The 21,357-nt window shown below is 43.2% G+C and carries 18 protein-coding genes; all 18 read left to right on the top strand.

Features of this window, described 5'->3' with window-relative positions:
- Positions 1–42: 42 nt before the first annotated feature.
- The 18 genes from C4B60_RS11630 to uvrB all read left to right on the top strand — a co-directional run bounded on the left by C4B60_RS11630 (position 43) and on the right by uvrB (position 21,354).
- A complete protein-coding gene (locus C4B60_RS11630) occupies positions 43–1,095 on the top strand; it encodes a YecA family protein (protein ID WP_104058176.1) in 1,053 nt (350 codons plus the stop codon).
- 218 nt (positions 1,096–1,313) lie between these two features.
- On the top strand, positions 1,314–2,924 hold the full coding sequence (gene ggt / locus C4B60_RS11625; protein WP_104058175.1) for a gamma-glutamyltransferase: 1,611 nt from the start codon (positions 1,314–1,316) through the stop codon (positions 2,922–2,924).
- 28 nt (positions 2,925–2,952) lie between these two features.
- Positions 2,953–3,546, top strand: coding sequence for a chromate transporter (locus C4B60_RS11620; protein ID WP_104058174.1), 594 nt, complete (start codon positions 2,953–2,955; stop codon positions 3,544–3,546).
- On the top strand, positions 3,543–4,076 hold the full coding sequence (locus C4B60_RS11615; RefSeq protein WP_104058173.1) for a chromate transporter: 534 nt from the start codon (positions 3,543–3,545) through the stop codon (positions 4,074–4,076). Before C4B60_RS11620 ends, C4B60_RS11615 begins: the two co-directional genes overlap by 4 nt.
- Before the next feature lie 89 nt (positions 4,077–4,165).
- A complete protein-coding gene (locus C4B60_RS11610) occupies positions 4,166–4,993 on the top strand; it encodes a DUF1028 domain-containing protein (RefSeq protein WP_104058172.1) in 828 nt (275 codons plus the stop codon).
- A 291-nt stretch (positions 4,994–5,284) separates the two neighbouring features.
- Positions 5,285–7,798 (top strand): preprotein translocase subunit SecA, encoded by a 2,514-nt coding sequence (gene secA / locus C4B60_RS11605; RefSeq protein ID WP_104058171.1) that lies wholly within the window; start codon positions 5,285–5,287, stop codon positions 7,796–7,798.
- Between the two features lie 83 nt (positions 7,799–7,881).
- A protein-coding gene (prfB, locus tag C4B60_RS11600; protein WP_104058170.1) for a peptide chain release factor 2 occupies positions 7,882–8,986 on the top strand; the annotation gives its coding sequence in 2 pieces (ribosomal slippage) (positions 7,882–7,953 and positions 7,955–8,986; 1,104 coding nt in all).
- Between the two features lie 268 nt (positions 8,987–9,254).
- Positions 9,255–10,127 (top strand): YitT family protein, encoded by an 873-nt coding sequence (locus C4B60_RS11595; protein WP_104058460.1) that lies wholly within the window; start codon positions 9,255–9,257, stop codon positions 10,125–10,127.
- Positions 10,128–10,185: 58 nt separating this feature from the next.
- A complete protein-coding gene (locus tag C4B60_RS11590; RefSeq protein ID WP_104058169.1) occupies positions 10,186–10,497 on the top strand; it encodes a c-type cytochrome in 312 nt (103 codons plus the stop codon).
- A 270-nt stretch (positions 10,498–10,767) separates the two neighbouring features.
- Complete coding sequence (ftsE, locus tag C4B60_RS11585) at positions 10,768–11,454, top strand: cell division ATP-binding protein FtsE (protein ID WP_104058168.1); 687 nt, start codon at positions 10,768–10,770, stop codon at positions 11,452–11,454.
- A complete protein-coding gene (ftsX, locus tag C4B60_RS11580) occupies positions 11,444–12,328 on the top strand; it encodes a permease-like cell division protein FtsX (protein WP_104058167.1) in 885 nt (294 codons plus the stop codon). The genes ftsE and ftsX overlap by 11 nt, the downstream gene beginning before the upstream one ends.
- A gap of 53 nt (positions 12,329–12,381) precedes the next feature.
- The gene (locus tag C4B60_RS11575) at positions 12,382–13,854 is read left to right on the top strand and encodes a murein hydrolase activator EnvC family protein (protein WP_245153953.1); all 1,473 of its coding nucleotides are present in this window, start codon (positions 12,382–12,384) and stop codon (positions 13,852–13,854) included.
- 677 nt (positions 13,855–14,531) lie between these two features.
- Positions 14,532–15,095 carry a peroxiredoxin family protein gene (locus tag C4B60_RS11570; RefSeq protein ID WP_245153974.1) on the top strand — a complete coding sequence of 188 codons (564 nt, stop codon included), beginning with the start codon at positions 14,532–14,534 and terminating at the stop codon, positions 15,093–15,095.
- A 77-nt stretch (positions 15,096–15,172) separates the two neighbouring features.
- Positions 15,173–16,600, top strand: coding sequence for a S41 family peptidase (locus C4B60_RS11565; protein ID WP_245153952.1), 1,428 nt, complete (start codon positions 15,173–15,175; stop codon positions 16,598–16,600).
- Positions 16,601–16,747: 147 nt separating this feature from the next.
- The gene (locus C4B60_RS11560) at positions 16,748–17,950 is read left to right on the top strand and encodes a PDZ domain-containing protein (protein ID WP_167578645.1); all 1,203 of its coding nucleotides are present in this window, start codon (positions 16,748–16,750) and stop codon (positions 17,948–17,950) included.
- A 234-nt stretch (positions 17,951–18,184) separates the two neighbouring features.
- On the top strand, positions 18,185–18,823 hold the full coding sequence (locus C4B60_RS11555) for an HD domain-containing protein (RefSeq protein ID WP_104058163.1): 639 nt from the start codon (positions 18,185–18,187) through the stop codon (positions 18,821–18,823).
- Positions 18,824–18,861: 38 nt separating this feature from the next.
- Positions 18,862–19,107, top strand: a complete 246-nt coding sequence (locus C4B60_RS11550; protein ID WP_104058162.1) for a CsbA family protein — start codon at positions 18,862–18,864, stop codon at positions 19,105–19,107.
- A 264-nt stretch (positions 19,108–19,371) separates the two neighbouring features.
- Positions 19,372–21,354, top strand: a complete 1,983-nt coding sequence (uvrB, locus tag C4B60_RS11545; protein ID WP_104058161.1) for an excinuclease ABC subunit UvrB — start codon at positions 19,372–19,374, stop codon at positions 21,352–21,354.
- Positions 21,355–21,357: the final 3 nt, after the last annotated feature.

Raw genomic sequence — 21,357 nt, 5'->3', positions numbered from 1 at the left:
CATGTTACAATTAAAGGTATCAAGGAAAAAGGAAGTGCCTAAATGCAGGAAGTTGGAAGAAATGAACCGTGCCCATGCGGCAGCGGGAAGAAATTCAAAAAATGCTGTGCCAGCAAAAAGGTTGTATCGATTCATACGCTTCTCGTTACAGAACAAATGGATCTGCAGCTGCAGTTTTTAAATGAAGTGATGGTGCCTAAGCAGGGAGATTTTAAAGAGGACCTTACGTATATACTTGATAAAGTTACCCCCACGTTTGAAGAAAAACAGTTCCTTACTGTCTACTCAACGTTTATGTTTGGATTAAGTTCTCACGGTAAAACGACTCACTGGTCTCAATTTTTAACGGACAAAAAGGAAGCAACAGAAAGACCGCGTATGCGGGATCTTATGCAGCACTGGCATGAACCAAAGCCGGTTCTGGTTGAAGTGACATCTATGGATGAAAGTACAAGGGAAATCGCAGCAAGAGATTTGCTCGATGACAGGGAATATACGATCATCATGCCTGAATTTCATTCCTGGGCAGAAATAGATTTTCTATTTGCTGTACTGCTGCCGTTTGAGGATAAATGGGTACCGTATGGCTTTATGTTTCCTTCCATTTACCGTAAGGACGAGCGCGATCTGCTAATCGACCGCACGTCAAAGCTGGATATTGAAGGAGAGGACCGGTCAGACTGGCTTACAGTGAGCAGAATGGTCCAGATCATTAACGCTATTGTAGAACGGGAACAGGAAATACCTGACTGGATGAGCCAAATGACCTCTGAGGTTCCGAGTGAAGCGCAGCGGGAAGCACTTCAGTTTTTAAAAGATTACTGGGATGAACGTGGGGATGAAAATCTGTCTCTGATTGCCTGCCATATTGCGGCAAGGTTCTTCTCTGAGAATGGCGATAAAGTCCGCAAGCCGCAAAGCTATTTGGCCGCTGTGTCTTATTTAACTGCCCAGCACGCCACTGATTCTCCGCTTACTCAAAAAGGAGCGGGTGAAGGCTTTGGTGTAACAGCATCAAGTGTTTCTTCAACGGTGCGGAAAATGGAGAAATGGTTCCTTGAAGAGCTTAACGCGCTCCAGGAAGAATCCAAATAAAACTGGGTTCACATTTTGAGAGATTCTGTATAACTTATCTTGGTAAATGAAGGGAAAAGCGTACAGCAATGTATGCTTTTTTCTTTAGCTAGGTGTGCAAGCAGGATTCTGCATAGAATTTTTGCAAGATTTAAACTATAATAGACCAGTAGATTGTTATTCGGTAACCGAAATAGTACATAGACTTACAGAACGAGGAAAAAGGAGCGTACATACTTATGACTACTGATTACTTGTATCACCCGTTTCCATCTCAACGCCAGACCGTTTTTGCTAAAAGGGGAATGGTCGCTACCTCACAACCGCTCGCAGCTCAGGCGGGACTTGAAATTCTTCAAAAAGGCGGCAATGCAATCGATGCGGCTATTGCAACAGCAGCTGCCCTTACAGTTGTTGAGCCCACTTCCAATGGAATAGGCGGAGATGCGTTTGCTCTTGTGTGGGCAAAGGATAAGCTTCATGGTTTAAATTCAAGCGGACCCGCTCCAAAAAGCATTTCAATCGAAGAAATGAAAAAACGCGGGCATGAAAAAATGCCTGTATTCGGAATAGAGCCAATAACTGTTCCAGGCGCGCCTGCTGCGTGGGCCGAGCTATCTGAGAAATTCGGCAAACTGCCTTTTGATGAAGTGCTGGCACCGGCAATCAGGCTGGCAGAGGAAGGGTATCCTGTATCTCCAGTCCTTGGAAAGTACTGGAATGGAGCTGCTAAGAAATTTAAGGAAATATTTAAGGGTGATGTCTATCAATCCTGGTTTGATACATTTATCAAGGACGGGAGTGCGCCGCAAATAGGGGAAGTCTGGGCCTCACAAGAACATGCTTCAACACTTAAAGAAATCGCAAAAACAAAGGCTGAGAGCTTTTATAGAGGAGAGCTTGCAGAAAAAATAGATTCATATATTAAAGAGCATGGCGGTTTTCTCTCTAAAGAGGATTTAGAATCATTTACGCCTGAATGGGTAGAGCCGGTGTCGGTCAATTACCGTGGCTATGATGTGTGGGAGATCCCTCCAAACGGTCAGGGCATGATCGCATTAATGGCATTAAATATTGCGCAGGGCTTTGAATTTAATGAGTTCCAAAGCGCTGAAACCTATCATAAGCAAATCGAATCGATGAAGCTTGCCTTTACAGACGGGAAGGCATTTATTACAGAGCCTGAGGATATGCCGATTTCAACCGAAGAGCTTTTATCCTCCGCCTATGCAAAAAAGCGCCGCGAAGGGATTGGCGAGGAAGCAATCAATCCTCAGCCGATGGAGCTGCCTAAGGGCGGAACTGTTTATTTAGCTGCAGCAGACGATGAAGGCAATATGATTTCCTACATCCAAAGTAATTATATGGGCTTTGGCTCTGGAGCCGTCGTGCCGGGTACAGGAATCGCACTTCAAAACCGCGGACATGATTTTAGCCTGGATCCCGAACATCCTAACGCATTAAAGCCGGGCAAAAGGACGTATCATACTATCATTCCAGGCTTTCTAACCAAGGATGGCCAGGCAGTCGGCCCGTTCGGTGTAATGGGAGGCTATATGCAGCCTCAGGGGCATTTACAGGTTATTTCAAATACGATTGACTTTGGCTTACATCCACAGGCGGCACTTGATGCACCGCGCTGGCAGTGGTCACAGGGGAAAACGGTTCAGGTTGAACCATCGTTTCCAAACCATCTTGTTCAGGCGCTTGTCAGAAAAGGTCATACCATTGATGTTACAACAGATGGCGGGCCGTTTGGGAGAGGTCAGATTATCTGGCGCGATCCAAAAACCGGTGTCCTATCAGGGGGCACAGAATCACGCACGGATGGCCATATTGCAGCCTGGTAAATGGAATCTTTAAACGGAGTTGAGCATCATGAGTGAAAAAAAGAATCATCAGGCTGGTTTGTTTTCAGCATTTTTTCGGGTTGGTATTTTAGGGTTTGGAGGAGGTCCATCTTCCATTCCGCTTGTTCATAAAGAAGTAGTTGAAAAGTACAAATGGATGGATGACAAAGAATTCTCAGATATTTTGGCACTTGGAAACGCCATGCCGGGACCGATCGCAACAAAAATGGCAGGCTATATCGGCTACCGGGTAGGGGGCATAGCAGGACTTTTAAATGCACTCCTTGCCTCAACTCTGCCGACTGTGGCAGCGATGATTTTGCTGTTAACCACTTTAAATGCCTATAAGGATCTTCCGTGGGTGAATGGAATGTCCCAGGCGGTTGTGCCGGTGGTAGGGGTAATGCTTGCTGTATTAACCTGGGATTTTGTGAAAAAATCCACCGCAGCTCTCGGGTGGACGGTTGCCGGAATGTTAATTGGTGCGAGTCTGCTTCTGCTTGAGTGGTTCAATGTACATCCCGCCATCCTCATACTAGCTATTCTTGCTTATGCACTGCTATTTGGGAACAGAAAGCAGAAGGTCAAGGCACCTAAAGGAAACGGAGGGGTGCCGAGATGATTTATTGGGAGATTTTCTTAGCCTTCTTTATTCCCGGGATTTTAGGCTATGGTGGAGGACCTGCGTCCATTCCTCTTGTTGAAAATGAGGTTGTCGGGCGCTACGGCTGGATGACCACACAGGAATTCAGTGAGTTTCTGGCTCTTGGTAACTCACTTCCAGGACCGATCGCAACAAAAATGGCAGGCTATGTAGGCTATACTGAGGGAGGCATTTTAGGCGCGGGCGTGGCTCTTTTTGCGACAGTCGCTCCTTCACTCATCCTCATGGTTGCATTATTAGGTCTTATTATGAAATACAAAGATTCACCACGTGTGAAAAAAATGTCAAGTCTTGTCCGCCCTACAATCGCTGTACTGCTTGGCGTCATGACATGGGGATTTTTTTCAGATGCCATTAAAGCATCGGGAAGTGTTCAAACAGCGATACTTGCTGTAATCAGCTTTGTCTTAATGGAACGATTTAAGGTTCACCCGGCTTTTGTGATAGCAGGCGCATTACTTTACGGCGCATTGTTTCTCGGAAGATAAAAAGTGGTATGGAGAGATAGGGCTTTCCGGTGTACTGGAGTGAAAGGATTCTTTCGTATTCGGAAGCTGATGAAAAAGGAGTGATAAAGTTGACGTATTCTATTGTCGGATATGACCCAATTGAAAAAGAGTGGGGAGTTGCGACCCAATCGAAATTTCTCGGTGTCGGCGCCGTGGTTCCATACGCGGTTGCGGGCGTCGGCGCAATAGCGACCCAGTCTTATGCGAACACTACATATGGACCAGAAGGCATCGCCTATATGATGGCTGGAAGCAATGCTGAAGAGACTCTGAAGCTTTTAACGCAGGACGATGAAGATCGTGAGCTGCGCCAGGTAGGGATTGTGGATGGAATGGGCAACGCTGCCACATTCACCGGCGATCGCTGCTTTGATTGGGCAGGTGGATTATCCGGCAAAAACTATGCTATACAGGGAAATATTCTTGTGCCCGGCACAGTAGAGGCAATGGCTGAATCCTTTGAAGGCTCTACAGGCAGCCTGGCAGAACGGCTGCTGGCATCACTCGCTGCAGGCCAGGCGGCAGGTGGCGACTCAAGAGGACAACAGTCAGCTGCATTACTCGTGGTAAAGGAAAAAGGAGGCTACGGTGGATACAACGACCGTTTTATTGATCTGCGGGTTGATGATCATCCGACTCCTGTAGACGAGCTTTCCCGTATTTTCCGTTTACATCAGCTTTATTTTGCCCCATCAAACAAAAACAACATCGTTCCGATTGAGGGGGAGGTAGAAACCAAGCTTGAATATCAGCTTGTCCGTCTTGGTTATAAAAAAGAAAATGTGTCGCTTTCTCATGCACTTCGTAATTATCTTCACACTGAGAACTTTGAAATGCGCAAGCAGGACGACGGGTATATTGATTTAGATGTGCTCGAGTATATGACGCAGTCGTAACAAAATAAAAAGATGCTGAAATCAGATGATGATTTCAGCATCTTTTTTCATTTGAAAGAATCGTGAAATTTTTGTGAGAAAAGAAAATATAAGCCTTTTATTATTCCCTGTCCCGCACTGCGGGCTCCTTGTACTGGTGTACGCTAAATGGTAGAATAGATAAGTATATCTGTGTGGATTTTTTGATTAGCAGCAAGCTTTATTTTATGCTATAGATAAAACGTAACTCAACATGACAGACGACCGAAGAGTAATGGCTTAATGAAAAGCCTAAGATAAAGGAGCGTTAACATGCTTGGAATTTTAAACAAGGTGTTTGATGGAACCAAAAGAGATGTAAAGAAATTTGAAAAAGTAGCAGATCAGGTCGAGGCTTTGCAATCTGAAATGGAGCTTCTCTCCGATACTGATTTACGCGATAAAACAGAGGAATTTAAAAAACGTCATGAGGACGGCGAATCTCTTGAGAGCCTGTTGGCAGAAGCATTTGCAGTGGTTCGGGAATCTGCACGCCGTGTGCTTGGGCTGCATCCTTACCGTGTTCAGATTTTAGGCGGCGTTGCCCTTCATGAAGGGAATATTGCAGAGATGAAAACTGGTGAAGGTAAAACACTTACCTCTACTATGCCGGTTTATTTAAATGCAATCAGCGGTAATGGCGTCCATGTTGTGACGGTCAATGAATACCTGGCCTCACGTGACGCTGAGGAAATGGGCAAACTGTATAATTTCCTTGGTCTGACGGTAGGCCTTAATATGAACAGTCTCACAAAGGACGAAAAGCGGGACGCATATGCTGCTGATATTACTTACAGCACCAACAATGAGCTCGGCTTTGACTACCTGCGTGATAATATGGTTCTTTATAAGGAGCAAATGGTTCAGCGTCCCTTAAATTTCGCAGTAATTGATGAGGTTGACTCCATATTAATTGATGAAGCGAGAACGCCTTTGATTATTTCAGGGCAGGCGCAAAAATCAACCCAGCTTTACATCCAAACAAATGCTTTCGTCCGCAATTTAATTGCTGATGAAGACTATACGTATGATGAAAAAACAAAAGGGGTTCAATTAACAGAAGAGGGGATCAACAAAGCAGAGCGTGCCTTCCGCATTGATAATTTGTTCGATATCACCCATGTAACCCTGAACCACCATATTACCCAGTCATTAAAGGCTCATGTCAGTATGAAGGCTGACTTCGACTATGTCGTGCAGGAAGGCGATGTTGTTATTGTTGACCAATTTACCGGCCGTTTAATGAAGGGCCGCCGTTACAGCGATGGATTGCATCAGGCAATCGAAGCAAAGGAAGGCCTTGAAATTCAAAATGAATCCATGACAATGGCTTCGATCACGTTCCAGAACTTCTTCCGAATGTATAAAAAGCTGTCTGGAATGACCGGTACGGCTAAAACAGAAGAAGAGGAATTCCGGAATATTTATAATATGCGCGTCCTTTCCATTCCAACAAATCGCGAAATTATCCGGGACGACCGGGCTGATCTTATCTTTGCTTCAACAAAAGGTAAGTACATGGCTGCTGTTGAGGATATTGCCGAGCGTCATAAAAATGGTCAGCCGGTACTGGTTGGTACGGTTGCAATTGAAACCTCAGAGATTATTTCTTCTGAGCTTAAAGCAAAAGGCATTCCGCATAATGTCTTAAATGCAAAGAATCATGAGCGGGAAGCTGAAATAATCCTTGATGCGGGTAAACGCGGTGCTGTTACGATCGCTACAAATATGGCAGGACGCGGTACCGATATTAAGCTTGGAGAAGGAGTTACAGAGGTGGGCGGACTTGCTGTTATCGGAACAGAGCGTCATGAGTCCCGCCGGATCGATAATCAGCTCCGAGGACGTTCAGGCCGTCAGGGAGATCCTGGTGTAACCCAATTCTATCTTTCGATGGAAGACGATCTAATGCGCCGTTTTGGATCTGATAATATGAAAAATATGATGGCAAGACTAGGTATGGATGATACTCAGCCTATTCAAAGCAAGATGGTAACACGTGCTGTAGAATCTGCTCAAAAACGGGTTGAAGGAAATAACTTTGATGCCCGTAAACAGCTTCTGCAATACGATGATGTACTGCGCCAGCAGCGCGAGGTTATTTACAAGGACCGTTTTGAGGTGCTGGATTCAGAGAACCTTCGCTCTATAATTGAAAACATGCTTGAAAGTACTGTTGTAAATGCCGTTGACCAATATGCCCCTGTTTTTGAAGAAACGGAAAAATGGGATTTAAAAGGACTTGAAAACTTCATTTTTGCGAATCTTCTTCCTGAAGGCACGATCGTTGAGGAAGATATGACCGGCAAATCAAATGAGGATATTAAAGCGCTCATTTTAGACAAGGTCAAAGCCCGCTATGACGAGCGTGAAGAAGAGCTTGGCGAGCGCATGCGCGAGTTTGAAAAAGTTATCCTTCTGCGTTCTATTGATACAAAGTGGATTGACCATATTGACGCAATGGATCAGCTGCGCCAGGGGATTCATTTGCGTGCATACGGACAAATTGATCCTCTTCGTGAGTATCAGAATGAAGGATTTGCAATGTTCGAAGCAATGCAGGCCTCCATTAACGAGGATGTAACGAAGTATATTATGAAAGCGGAGATCCGCAATAACCTAGAGCGTCAGGAAGTCGCAAAAGGCCAGGCGGTTAATCCTAAGGAAGAAAGCGGAGCAAAGAAAAAACCGCAGCCAGTCCGCAAAACAAATGATGTTGGCAGAAATGAACCATGTCCTTGTGGAAGCGGCAAGAAATTCAAAAATTGTCACGGGGCTGGCCAATAAGCCTCCCTGTTTTGGCTGACCCGGGCCTGTTGACCGGGTCAGCTTTCTTCTGAAAAAAATAAGTTTATAAGGTGGATATCGAAATGGAAATGTTTGAAGTAAAAGCAGAGTTAGAGAGAACAGCTAAGGTTTTAGCGGACTTCAGGGGGTCTCTTTGACTTAGATAACAAGGAAGCTCAAATCGCAGAAATTGATGAACGGATGGTTGAACCGAATTTCTGGGATGATCAGCAAAAAGCTCAAGGAGTCATTAACGAGTTAAATGCGTTAAAAGAAACGGTACATGGCTACCGGGATCTACTTGAAACACAGGAGAATCTTGAATTAACGCATGAACTGTTAAAGGATGAGCCTGACGCTGAGCTTGAAAAAGATATGGTAGCAGAAATGAAGGAATTTATGAAATCACTCGATGAGTTCGAACTCCAGCTGCTGCTCAGCGAACCCTACGATAAAAACAATGCAATTTTAGAGCTACACCCTGGAGCCGGCGGAACGGAATCTCAGGATTGGGGCTCTATGCTGCTGCGTATGTATACCCGCTGGGGAGAAAAACGCGGCTTTAAAGTGGAGACGCTTGATTATCTGCCTGGAGACGAGGCGGGAATCAAAAGTGTTACCTTGCTTTTTAAAGGGCATAACGCTTATGGCTATCTAAAAGCCGAAAAAGGTGTACACCGTCTTGTACGAATCTCGCCGTTTGACTCTTCAGGACGGCGACATACTTCTTTCGTATCCTGTGATATTATGCCGGAGTTTAACGATGAAATTGAGATTGATATTCGTACAGAGGACCTGAAAATTGATACGTATCGTGCGAGTGGAGCTGGAGGTCAGCATATTAATACGACAGACTCTGCCGTGCGGATTACTCACTTGCCAACAAATACAGTCGTTTCCTGTCAGTCAGAGCGCTCCCAGATCAAAAACCGCGATCATGCTATGAAAATGCTTAAATCAAAGCTTTATCAGCTGCGCATTGAAGAACAGGAGCAAAAGCTTGCTGATATACGCGGGGAACAAAAAGAAATTGGCTGGGGCAGCCAGATCCGCTCATATGTTTTCCACCCTTATTCAATGGTAAAGGATCACCGGACAAGTACGGAATCCGGGAACGTACAGGGTGTAATGGACGGGGAATTAGATCCATTTATCAATGCATATTTACGTTCACGACTGAACCAATAAATTTTTCCTTCTATTATATATAAGCACAAATAAATATACATTTTTCAAACACTGTGAAATTACTCCTTCCACGAAATGGACATATATTCATTTCGTGGAAGGATTTTTTTGAGAAAAGCATAGAAATTAACTCATCCTTCCAGCCTTTACTCCTTTACCACAGTGCCGCTCTATTTTACTGATATTCACATAAATCGCCTTTCATGCTATACTCTCAAACGGCTAAGAAGAAATGGCATCAAACACGTGGAAGGATTGAATGGTAGTTATGAAAAAAAGAAACAGGAATGCTCAGCGTTCACAGTCCACGGTAAGGGACTCTATTTTAGATTATCTTTTTATTATCATCGGTTCGGTTTTTGTCGCAATTGCGTTTAATGTATTCCTCCTTCCCAATGGAGTTGCTTCAGGGGGAGTGAGCGGGATCAGTACCATTTTGTATGGACTGTTTGAATGGAGACCTTCTCTCGTTCAGCTTGCATTTAATATACCGCTGTTTATATCCGGTCTGATTTTTCTGGGCTTTCAATTTGGAATAAAAACTGCTGTAGGCTCGTTTTTCCTGCCTTTTGCCGTCTTTTTAACAGAGGGCTGGGAGCCGGCGACTAATGACCCTTTGCTTGGTGCTCTCTTTGGCGGTATCGGCGTCGGGATTGGCCTTGGTATTGTGTTCAGAGGTAAAGCATCTACTGGCGGAACAGATCTTGCAGCTCAAATTATTCATAAATATTCAGGGCTTGGTCTGGGCACTTGTGTTGCGATAATTGATGGATTGATTGTTATATCAGCTGCGATTGTATTTGAAATTGAGTACGGGCTATATGCAATGATCGGTCTATATGTTACGAGTAAAACGATCGATTTAGTTCAAATAGGCTTTGGACGTTCAAAGATGATTTATATTATTACCAATCGCCAGGAGCAAATCAGCCAGGCGATCTTTGAAGAAGTGGACCGTGGAGTTACAAAGCTTTCAGCTCACGGAGGGTATACTGATCACGAAAGACCGATTTTAATGTGTGTGATTGACCAAACAGAATTCTCCAAGCTTAAAAATGTGGTGAAGAGAATTGACCCTCACGCATTTGTAATTGTAAGCGACGCTTCAGAGGTTTTAGGAGAAGGTTTTAAGAGAGCATGATTTTTTGGTATACTGATAAGTGGATGAAAGAATCTTCAGGTATGGATGAGGTGAAGAAATGAAAAAAATTCTGTCAGGTTTTTTATTAAGTACTCTTCTTTTAGCTGCCTGTGGCGGCGGAGATACAGAAAGCTCTGATTCTTCAGCGGAGCAGCTGGACCCTGAGAAACTTTATATGGGGAAATGTTCAAGCTGTCATGGAGGAAATCTGGAAGGCTCCAGTGCTCCCCCGTTAGCAAATATAGGTTCTCAAAAAAGCTATGAAGAAATTTTGGATGTTATTGAGAATGGCCAGGGAAGAATGCCAGGTGGGATGTTAAAGGGTGAACGCGCAGAAGCAGTTGCACAGTGGCTTTCTGAGCATGAATAAGAAAAAAGTTAAAGGAGACTTTTTCTTTAAATGGAAAAAGTTTCTTTTTTTGTTTCACTAAAGAAATATAAATGTAATATAAAAGTCGTTAACAAACTAGTTTAGAATAGTTATAATACTCGTGTAGCAAAAATTCGAGTGTATCCACCGTATTTAGACAATAGCTGTTTACTCCCATTCTACATATTTTTTAGTAGGGAATAATTACTGTCGATTTACACCTCTGAGAAACCAGCAAGATCAAATTTTAAGATTAGGTGAGTATACAAAATGATCCAAATGAAGCAGGTATATAAAAAGTATTCAAATGGCGTTATGGCTGCGAACGGTCTTAATGTAACGATCAACCCAGGTGAATTTGTTTATGTCGTTGGTCCCAGTGGTGCCGGAAAAACTACATTTATTAAAATGATGTACCGCGAGGAAAAACCCACTAAAGGTTCTATTCTCGTAAATAATGTAGACGTTGGTCCATTAAAAAGAAAAAGAGTGCCGTTTCTCCGCCGAAACATCGGAGTCGTCTTTCAGGATTTTAAGCTGTTAAATCGTTTAACCGTCTTTGAAAACGTCGCATTCGCTTTAGAAGTAATTGAAGAGCCACCAAAGATTATTAAAGATAGAGTAATGGAAGTTCTCGATCTTGTAGGGTTAAAGCATAAAGCCCGCATGATGCCCGATGAGCTTTCCGGAGGAGAACAGCAGCGTATATCCATTGCACGCTCAATTGCAAACCGGCCAAAAATTGTTATAGCCGACGAGCCAACTGGTAATCTTGATCCGGAGACGTCATGGGAAATTATGAATCTATTCGAAGAAATTAATTCAAGAGGAACAACTATTGTTATGGCCACACATAACCGTGAAATAGTCAACACGATTCGTCACCGTGTCATCGCGATTGAGAATGGTTTAATCGTGCGGGACGAGCAGCGAGGGGAGTATGGTTATGAAGGCTAGAACAGTATCAAGGCATTTTAGGGAAAGCTTCAAAAGTTTAGTGCGAAATGGCTGGATGACATTTGCATCTGTCAGTGCCGTCACTGTAACGCTTTTACTGGTTGGTGTATTTACAGCACTGATGCTGAACATGAACAAAGCTGCAACAGATATTGAAAATGACGTTGAAATGAACGTTTATATAGAAATAGAAGCAGAGCAGGAAACGATCCAGTCACTTGAAGATGAAATAAGTGATTTATCAGGTGTTGAATCTGTTGTGTATTCATCTAAAGAAGAAGAGTTAACAAGTTTGATCGATAGCTTCGGCGAAGAAATGGCGTTGTTTGAACAAAACAATCCATTAAGAGATAAATTTATCGTAAAAGCCACGGACCCTCGACAAACCGAACGACTCGCGACACAAATTCAAACTTATGAAAATATCGCGGCAGTTGAGTACGGGAAAGGCAAAATCGATCAGCTGTTCGAAACATTGGAAATCAGTCGAAATGTCGGAGCTGTTCTTATCTTCGGTCTTCTCTTCACCGCAATGTTCTTAATTTCAAACACGATTAAAATTACGATAGTTGCAAGAAGAAAAGAAATTGAGATTATGAAACTTGTAGGAGCATCAAACTGGTTTGTCCGCATTCCATTCCTGCTGGAAGGAATCTGGCTTGGTTTAATTGGTGCCATTCTGCCAATTGCTGCTGTTTCAGTGCTTTATTACAACGTATATGAATTTATGCAGCCAAGGCTTGAAAATTCGTTTATTCAGATATTGGAATTTACCCCCTTTATCTATCAAATAAACGCACTTATTCTACTAATGGGCATCTTAATTGGAGCTTGGGGAAGCTTCATGTCCGTACGTAAATTCTTAAGAGTTTAAGAGTTTTAGAACGATAAAATAAACGGATGCTAGATTCGAAGGGAGAACATATTGTGAAAAAGTCTTTACTAAGCTTGTCGATTACTTCAGCATTAATTTTTGGAAGCCTGCCAGTCATTTCAGGTACTGCTTCTGCGGAATCACTAAATGAATTAGAACAAAAACAACAGGAGCTTCAGCAGCAGCGTGAAAAAGTTGGAGGGGAAATTTCCTCTAAAAACAAAAACATTGAAAATGTAATTAGCGAGCAGGAAAAAACAACTGCTCAAATCGTAGAGCTAGATAAAAAGATCTCAAAAACAACTGCTGATATTGAAAGTGTTTCTAAGAAAATTGATGAAACAAATGCTACCATCGATGCGCTTCGTGAAGAGATTGAAATTCTAATTAAAAAGATTGAAGAACGTACAGCTCTTCTTGAAGAGCGTGCACGCGCTATTCAAGTTAGCGGCGGAACAGTCAGCTACATGGATGTGCTGCTTGGAGCAGAAAGCTTCAGCGATTTTATCGACAGATTCTCTGCGGTTAACACACTTGTAGCAGCAGATCGTCAAATCATGGAAGAACAGGCTCGTGATCAGAAAGCACTTGAAGAAAAAGAAGCACAAGTAAAAGAAGAGCTTGCAGCTTTAGAAAACCAAAAAGCAGAGCTTGACCAATTAAAAGCAGATCTTGATGGTCAAAAAGCAGAAAAAAGCAGCCTGATGGCACAGCTTGAAGAGCAGCAAAAAGAGCTTGAAAAAGAAATAGAAAAGCTTCAGGACAAGGATGGAGAGCTTCAGAACATGTCAGCTGATGTTCAAAACCGTATTGTGGCTGAGCAGGAACGTCTTGCAGAGCTTGCACGCCAGCGTGAATTAGAGCGTCAAGCCGAAGAAAAACGCCAGCGTGAAGCAGCAGAAGCTGCTGCAGCGGCAGAAGCAAAAGCGGCAGCTGAAGCAAAAGCAGCAGCAGATGCAGCTTCTGCACAAGCGGCTTCTGCACAAGCGGCTTCTGCACAAGCAGCACAGTCATCAAACTCTTCTTCATCACAGCCAAAAGCACAGGCTTCAACTCCGGCTCCAGCGCCAGCTCAATCAGCGCCTGCAGCTTCTCCAAAGCCGGCAGTCAGCTCAGGAGCTTGGACAGTACCGGCTTTTGGCCGCACAACATCTGAGTTTGGTTATGACGTATTAAACGGAAGCCCACGCTTCCACTATGGAATTGATGTAGCAGGACCAGTTGGAACTTCAATTGTTGCTGCAGCAAGCGGATATGTAGTTGAAGCAGGCTTTAATAGCGGCGGATACGGGAACTGGGTTATGATTACACATAACATCAACGGTAAAACAATTACTTCAGTATACGCTCACTTAAGCAGCCTTGCAGTATCGTCCGGTCAATATGTTGAAAAAGGACAATACATCGGCGGAATGGGTAACACAGGCTACTCATTCGGATCTCACCTTCACTTCGAAATTCACGAAGGCGGATGGAACGGATCAAAATCAAACGCAGTCAACCCACGTAAATATATCTCATTCTAATAAATCAAAAGACCGCCAAACTGGCGGTCTTTTTGTATGTTTTAAAAAGGCATTTACCTATAACTCTCTATAACCGATAGTAAGGTAAATTGTTTAAATAGAAATTGACTAAGCTCCTAAATTCTTATCATTCACCCTTTGAAGAACGAAAACTACTCCATCTCCCAAGTTGATTGAAGTGGAAGGGGGTGACTCCTGCGGGATAAAGCGGAAAGGCTGAGATCCATTGGCGAAGCCAATTAGCTCAGCTTCCGCCCTGCGGAAAGCATCCCCCTGAAACGGAAATCAACGACCCCCTTGAGAGGTATTCACCCATAACTTCAATTATTAAAGCCAGTTAACAAAGGTGAAATAGATATATCTTCTAAATCAATACCATTCACTCTTTAAAGAACGAAAACTATTCCAACTCCTAAGTTGATTGAAGTGGAAGGGGGTGACTCCTGCGGGATGAAGCGGAAAGGCTGAGATCCATTGGCGAAGCCAATTAGCTCAGCTTCCGCCCCGCGGAAAGCATCCCCCTGAAACGGAAATCAACGACCTCCTTAAAAGGCATTCACTCATAACTTCATAACATTCAATCCCAAAAACAACTTTATAAACCACTGCTCTATTTTCCATTTTCCTACGTATACTCTTTCCAATGGGACTTGCTTAAAGGGGGCTTGAGGAAAGTGATGAAATGGATGAGATCAGGCACATGGGCGCTTCTCGTCGGAGGTTTCGGATTCTACCTACTACTAACAAACGGAGGTTTAATCAATGAGCCAGGATTTGAACGGAGTACTCCAGTCACAGCTGAACCGGCTGAAACAAAGAACATTGCTACGCCAGCACCAGACTTCACGCTGCAAAATCTACAGGGAGAAACGGTCAAACTTTCTGAACTACGCGGAAAAACGGTTATCCTGAACTTCTGGACAAGCTGGTGTCCTCCCTGTCGTGAAGAAATGCCCGAGCTGCAGGCCTTCCACACAGAGTACGTGAAGGATCACCCCAATACAGTGCTGCTTGGCATAAATTTAACAAAAGAAGATCACGGCGAAGACAAAATACAAAGCTTCAAAGAAGAAATCGGACTTACCTTTCCTCTCCTGCTCGACAGTGAAGGTCAAACGCAAAAAGCCTATCAGCTCCTTACCATACCAACCACCTTCATTATTGACGAGCAGGGAAATATCAAGGAAAAAATCATGGGACCTGTAACAAAAAACCAGCTCATTAAAGAGACGGAGGGATAAAGCTGCTCGTCCTTCTATATCGGACGAGCACATCATACAGTAGGGTGTAAGTGATTTTTAGAGAGGAGATGAAGAGCTTGAAAAAGTATAATAAGCTGCTCCTGATGATTACCTGCATGGTACTCGGAGCTGCTCTGTTTTTTGCAGTAGAGCATCTTGTCTTGAAAAAAGGAGAAGGACATCAGACAAAAGAAGCTGAAGTAACTGAAACCCTGAAAAAGCTGCAAAAAGCACAAAACCTTATTACAGAAAGCTATGTGGAGAAGGTGGATTCTGCAAAGCTGCTTGATGGGGCCATTCAGGGGATGGTCGCTTCACTAGGTGATCCCTATTCTGTTTACATGGACGAGGAAACCTCTCGTCAATTTGAACAGTCGCTTGATTCTTCCTTTTCAGGAATCGGTGCTGAAGTAACGAAGGAGGGAGAAGATTTTATTATCGTAGACCGTTTTAAAGGGTCGCCGGCTGAAAAAGCGGGGATCAAACCGAATGATAAAATTAAAACGATCGACGGCAAAAGCATACAATCACTCACACTATACCAAGTAACTGCAAAGATTCGGGGACCAAAAGGAAGCAAGGTTCAAATCGGGGTAGAGCGGGGAGACCACGCTAAGGATCTGGTTATTACGGTTACACGTGATGATATTCCAATAGAAACAGTACATAGCAAGAGATTTAAAAAAGGAAATGGCTATATAGGTTATCTTGAAATCACCACTTTTGCAGAGGGTACTGCGAAGGACTTAAAAGAAGAGCTGACAAGACTGGAAGCAGAAGGCATCGATGGCTTAATTTTAGATGTCAGAGGTAATCCGGGAGGGCTTCTCTCAAGTGTGCATGAAGTGCTGGATGAATTTGTAACCGGTAAAAAGCCTTTTATGCATATTGAAAAACGAAACGGAGATCGGGAGCCGCTTAAATCAGTTTTGAAGGAGAAAAAGGATTATCCTATTGCCACATTAATTGACGGTGGAAGCGCATCTGCGGCTGAAATTTTAGCAGCGGGCATGCAGGAGGTGGAGGGCTATCCTTTAATTGGGGTCACTACATTTGGGAAAGGAACCGTGCAGCAGTCCTTTGATCTTGGCGATGGCAGCCAAATGAAGCTTACCATGTCAAAATGGCTGACGCCTAATAAGAAATGGATTCATAAAAAGGGAATAGCGCCTACGCTTGAAGTTATGCAGCCGCCTGTTTTTGAACTCGTTCCACTGCAATCCGCTGTGGTACTGAAAAAAGGAATGAACAATGAAAAAATAGCGGTCCTTCAAAATATGCTGAATGGACTCGGGCTTGATGTAGACCGTACAGACGGCTATTTCAGTGCAAGCACAGAGAAAGCTGTACAGAACTTCCAGAAGACGGTTGGTTTAACTCAAAATGGCGAAGCAAATACGGCCACCTTAAATGAACTTGATAAGGCGATTCAATCTTATAAAGAAAATCCGAAAAACGATCATCAGCTGCAGTCAGCAATCGAGTTTATAACAAAGAACGAGTAAAATTTCTTATATAAGAGTTATCTTGGATTTGATACAATAGGTTTATCAGAATCTTCCTTTCAAAAGGACCATTTGATGTTAAATGGTTCTTTTATTTACATTAGGGACTTTGCTTACACTGAAGCAGGAAACGGAAATAGAAGGGTTGTGTTCGATTTGGTAAACCTATGGATTCAGGAGGCAGGAGAAGGAGCACTTGCGATGCTGCTTAATCCTGTTTTGTATGCTGCAATTGCTGCAGTAATTATTGCCGGGGTACTTCGCGTGAAAAGAGAGCGGAGGGATTTGCGCACTGGAATTGTATCGCCTGCTGTTGAGCTAAAAAGCCTGTTTGGGTTGGGAATTCTAATCGGAATCGGGCTCTCAGCTATTATTTTGGCAGCAGGGATTGTTATTTCTTCTGCCTGGATCTACATTATTAGCGCTTTAATGCTTTTAGGTCTGATCACTTGGCAGTTTCGGGCGCTTTCCCCTGCTTTATTAATACCGCTTGCAGCCGGGGGTTTATATGCGCTGTATTACTTTAACGTCACACTTCCTTCATGGGCGCCTGAACTGCCGGAGGAGGCTGGCCTTATTGGAACCATAAGTATCATCATGGGGCTCCTGTTATTTGCAGAGGGACTTTTAATTACGCTGAATGCGGGAAAAAAAACTTCGGCCCGGTTTATCAGAACTCCGAGAGGGCTAAAAGCTGGAGCATTTTTTACCCAGAGACTATGGCTTGTTCCCTTGTTTCTTCTCGTTCCGATGGGAAGCCTAGAAGGATTAGGCGGCTGGTGGCCGGTATTTACGTTTGGATCTTTCTCCTTTTCACTGATAGCTGTTCCTTTTGTCATCGGCTTTCAATTAACGGTTGTGCACGACCTCCCAGCGCCGGTAATCCGAAAGGCAGGGCAGGAAGTTATATGGCTCAGTACCCTTGTAACGGTACTTGCAATAGCGGGCTACTTTGCACCATACTTATTTATTGCGGCATTTTCTGTAGCTTTTATTGGAAGAATTTATCTTGCCCTAAAATTAAGAGCTTTGTGCAGAAGATCCGGCTACCATTTTATGAACAAGGAGCGGGGAGTCATGGTCGTTGATGTGATCCCTGGCACGCCTGCTGATAAATTGGGAATCGTAAGAGGAGAGCTTGTCAGTAAAATAAATGGTGAGTCTGTAAGAGACGAACGTGAATTTTACAAAGCGCTTCAGAAGAATCGTGTTCATTGCAAGCTGGAAGTACTTAATCACCAGGGAGAAATCCGATTTATGCAGCGTGCTCTTCATGAAGGGCAGCATCATTTATTAGGAATTATAATGGTGGAGGACCGGATGAGAAGCTATACATCTGATTCCGCCTGATTTGAAGGAAAAAGAGACTGTTGGATAGCCGCTTAAAACGGCTGTCGCCAGTCTCTTTTTTTCGCTGATTTAATTTTAAACAGAAAATTCCGCCAAAAAAGGAAGCGGTTTTAAGTGCAGGAGAATCAGCTTTTGTTAATGAATGATTTACACAGATAATATATAACCTACTTGTTCGAACATCAATGGAGTGCTAAGATAGGCTAAATTACATCGAGGCAGGAGAGGATTCTCATGGGAATACACCATTACTTTAAAAGCTTATCTGATATGGAAAAATTATATCGCTGTCCTGGTAAATTCAAATACCATGAACATACGGTAGCTGCTCATTCCTTTAAAGTAACGAAAATTGCCCAGTTTCTTGGCACTGTTGAGGAATACCATGGAAAAAAGGTGGATTGGAAATCACTTTATGAAAAAGCGTTAAACCATGACTATCCGGAAATTTTTACAGGAGATATTAAAACACCTGTAAAATATGCTTCGTCTGAGCTTAACCGCTTATTCAGCGAGGTTGAAGAAGAGATGGCTCATAAATTTGTCACCCAGGAATTTCCGGCTGCATTTCAGGACGTTTACTTAGAAAGATTTAAAGAGGGTAAAGATGATACGCTTGAAGGGAATGTTTTATCTGTTGCAGATAAAATCGATTTGCTTTATGAATCTTTTGGTGAGATTCAAAAAGGAAACCCTGAGCCCATTTTCCTTGAAATCTACCAGGAAGCTCTGACTACGATTATGAAGTTCAGTAACATGAACTCTGTACAGTTCTTTTTAAATGAAGTTCTTCCTGATATGCTCTCCGAAAAATTCATTCCTCATAGTGAATTAAACAAAATTACCCAGAACCTTATTGCAGATGGAGACTGAAAGTCGTAAGATGAAAGCATGGATCGAGGTGGATTAAAATGGGGACCAAACTGCTAATGGCTATATTTGCTCCTGCCCTTCTAGTTATTCTTTTTACACGTGTCACTTACAGCCGGACCATTGCCATGATTCTGACCATTGCCCTTATTGCAGCTTCATCCTACAAAGGCTATGTAGGGAGCTGGCTTATAATAATCGTGGATGCAGCCTCCCTCACCGTAGGGCTGTGGTTTGCAAACCGATACATGAAACAGCATAGCGATAGCATGCGCGGCGTTTCCTGACGCCGTGTTTTTTTATGTATAAAATAAACTTCTTCAGCCATTTTTCCTCATTCATGAAACCGAAGTCGTTTTCCATTCCGGAACATCCAGAAAATACATGCGAATATACGTTCTCTTTTTCTTTCTTTTCATGAATGCCTTGTGGTAAAATTGAATGAGATTTTGTTTAAGTCGATTATTTTGACGTTTAACCCTGTTTCATTCTAGGATAAAGGGTATGAATAATATAGAAGAAGGATAGGGATGAGAAAGGGAGGCATATTCATGGTGCAAGAGTTTGATCTTCAGTCGCATTACCAGCCGGGAGGCGATCAGCCTGCGGCAATTAAGAAAATCGTACAAGGTATAAAAGAAGGCAAAAAACATCAAACGCTGCTTGGGGCCACAGGGACAGGTAAAACCTTTACCATCTCGAATGTCATTCAGGAAGTGAAAAAGCCTACCCTTGTCATCGCACATAATAAAACACTTGCTGGTCAGCTGTACAGTGAGTTTAAAGAGTTTTTTCCAAATAACGCAGTTGAGTATTTTGTCAGCTATTATGATTACTATCAGCCGGAAGCATACGTGCCGCAGACAGATACATTTATAGAAAAGGATGCCAGTATTAATGATGAGATTGATAAGCTTCGACACTCTGCAACATCATCACTTTTTGAGCGGGATGATGTCATCATTATTGCCAGCGTATCATGCATCTATGGTCTAGGTTCACCGGAAGAGTATAGTGAGCTCGTTGTTTCGATCCGCCAGGGAATGGAAATCGAACGAAATCAACTGCTGCGTAAAATGGTAGATATACAATATGAAAGAAATGATATTGCCTTTACACGAGGGACGTTCCGTGTAAGAGGAGATGTGGTTGAGATTTTCCCGGCCAAAAATGATGAGCACTGTATACGGGTTGAGTTTTTTGGGGATGAAATTGACCGGATCCGCATGGTGGATGCACTTACCGGTGAAATTCTCGGAGACCGGGATCATGTCGCAATCTTTCCGGCTTCCCACTTCGTAACAAGGGAAGAAAAAATGAAAAAAGCCATTGCAAATATTGAGGTTGAATTAGAAGAACAGCTAAAGGTGCTGAGAGAAGAAGATAAACTTTTAGAAGCACAGCGTCTCGAACAGCGGACACGCTATGACCTCGAAATGATGAATGAAATGGGTTTTTGTTCAGGCATTGAAAACTACTCAAGACACCTGACATTGCGGGAAGCGGGTGCCACACCGTATACCCTGATTGACTATTTTCCAAAGGATTTTCTGCTTGTTGTCGATGAATCCCACGTTACATTGCCGCAGGTGCGCGGAATGTATAACGGGGACCAGGCGCGGAAAAAAGTGCTGGTGGATCATGGCTTCAGATTGCCATCTGCTCTTGATAACCGCCCGTTAAAATTTGATGAATTTGAACAGCATGTAAATCAGGCTGTTTTTGTTTCCGCAACCCCCGGTCCGTATGAGCTGGAGCATACCCCTGAAATGGTCGAGCAGATTATCCGGCCGACAGGATTGCTTGATCCGACCATTGAGGTTCGTCCGATTGAAGGACAGATTGATGATCTGCTTGGAGAAGTTCAGGACCGGATTAAACGAAACGAACGGACACTTATTACCACACTGACCAAGAAAATGTCTGAGGATTTAACCGATTATCTGAAGGAAATCGGCATTAAGGTTCAATACCTGCATTCTGAAATTAAAACACTTGAGCGGATCGAAATTATTCGGGATCTGCGTCTTGGTAAATATGATGTACTCGTTGGAATCAACCTTTTAAGAGAGGGACTTGATATTCCGGAGGTTTCTCTCATTACCATTCTGGATGCTGATAAAGAAGGCTTTTTACGTTCTGACCGTGCATTGATACAAACAATTGGACGTGCAGCCCGTAATTCAAACGGCCATGTTATTATGTATGCTAACAAAATTACCGATTCTATGCAGCGTGCACTTGATGAAACCGCACGAAGACGTGAAAAGCAGATTGCCTATAATGAAGAGCATCACATAACACCTGTAACCATCGATAAAAAAATACGGGATGTTATTCGCGCCACACATGCAGCAGAAGATACAGAAGAGTATGTATCACCGGCATCAAAAATGAAGAAGCTGTCTAAACAGGAACGGGCTAAAGTGATTGAATCAATGGAAATTGAGATGAAGGAAGCTGCCCGTGCATTAGACTTTGAACGAGCTGCAGAGCTTCGTGATTTGGTGTTAGAGTTAAAAGCGGAAGGATGACCT

Source organism: Jeotgalibacillus proteolyticus (assembly GCF_002926065.1).
In the GTDB taxonomy this organism is placed as follows: Bacteria; Bacillota; Bacilli; order Bacillales; family Jeotgalibacillaceae; genus Jeotgalibacillus; species Jeotgalibacillus proteolyticus.
The sequence above is the reverse complement of the archived record's forward strand: the minus strand, read 5'-3'. Positions and strand labels throughout refer to the sequence as shown.

Excerpts from the sequence above, each read along its gene's own strand:
- C4B60_RS11630 (WP_104058176.1), top strand. The coding sequence starts at position 43 with ATGCAGGAAGTTGGAAGAAATGAACCGTGCCCATGCGGCAGCGGGAAG.
- ggt (WP_104058175.1), top strand. The coding sequence starts at position 1,314 with ATGACTACTGATTACTTGTATCACCCGTTTCCATCTCAACGCCAGACC.
- C4B60_RS11620 (WP_104058174.1), top strand. The coding sequence starts at position 2,953 with ATGAGTGAAAAAAAGAATCATCAGGCTGGTTTGTTTTCAGCATTTTTT.
- C4B60_RS11615 (WP_104058173.1), top strand. The coding sequence starts at position 3,543 with ATGATTTATTGGGAGATTTTCTTAGCCTTCTTTATTCCCGGGATTTTA.
- secA (WP_104058171.1), top strand. The coding sequence starts at position 5,285 with ATGCTTGGAATTTTAAACAAGGTGTTTGATGGAACCAAAAGAGATGTA.
- C4B60_RS11595 (WP_104058460.1), top strand. The coding sequence starts at position 9,255 with ATGAAAAAAAGAAACAGGAATGCTCAGCGTTCACAGTCCACGGTAAGG.
- C4B60_RS11590 (WP_104058169.1), top strand. The coding sequence starts at position 10,186 with ATGAAAAAAATTCTGTCAGGTTTTTTATTAAGTACTCTTCTTTTAGCT.
- ftsE (WP_104058168.1), top strand. The coding sequence starts at position 10,768 with ATGATCCAAATGAAGCAGGTATATAAAAAGTATTCAAATGGCGTTATG.
- ftsX (WP_104058167.1), top strand. The coding sequence starts at position 11,444 with ATGAAGGCTAGAACAGTATCAAGGCATTTTAGGGAAAGCTTCAAAAGT.
- C4B60_RS11570 (WP_245153974.1), top strand. The coding sequence starts at position 14,532 with ATGAAATGGATGAGATCAGGCACATGGGCGCTTCTCGTCGGAGGTTTC.
- C4B60_RS11555 (WP_104058163.1), top strand. The coding sequence starts at position 18,185 with ATGGGAATACACCATTACTTTAAAAGCTTATCTGATATGGAAAAATTA.
- C4B60_RS11550 (WP_104058162.1), top strand. The coding sequence starts at position 18,862 with ATGGGGACCAAACTGCTAATGGCTATATTTGCTCCTGCCCTTCTAGTT.
- uvrB (WP_104058161.1), top strand. The coding sequence starts at position 19,372 with ATGGTGCAAGAGTTTGATCTTCAGTCGCATTACCAGCCGGGAGGCGAT.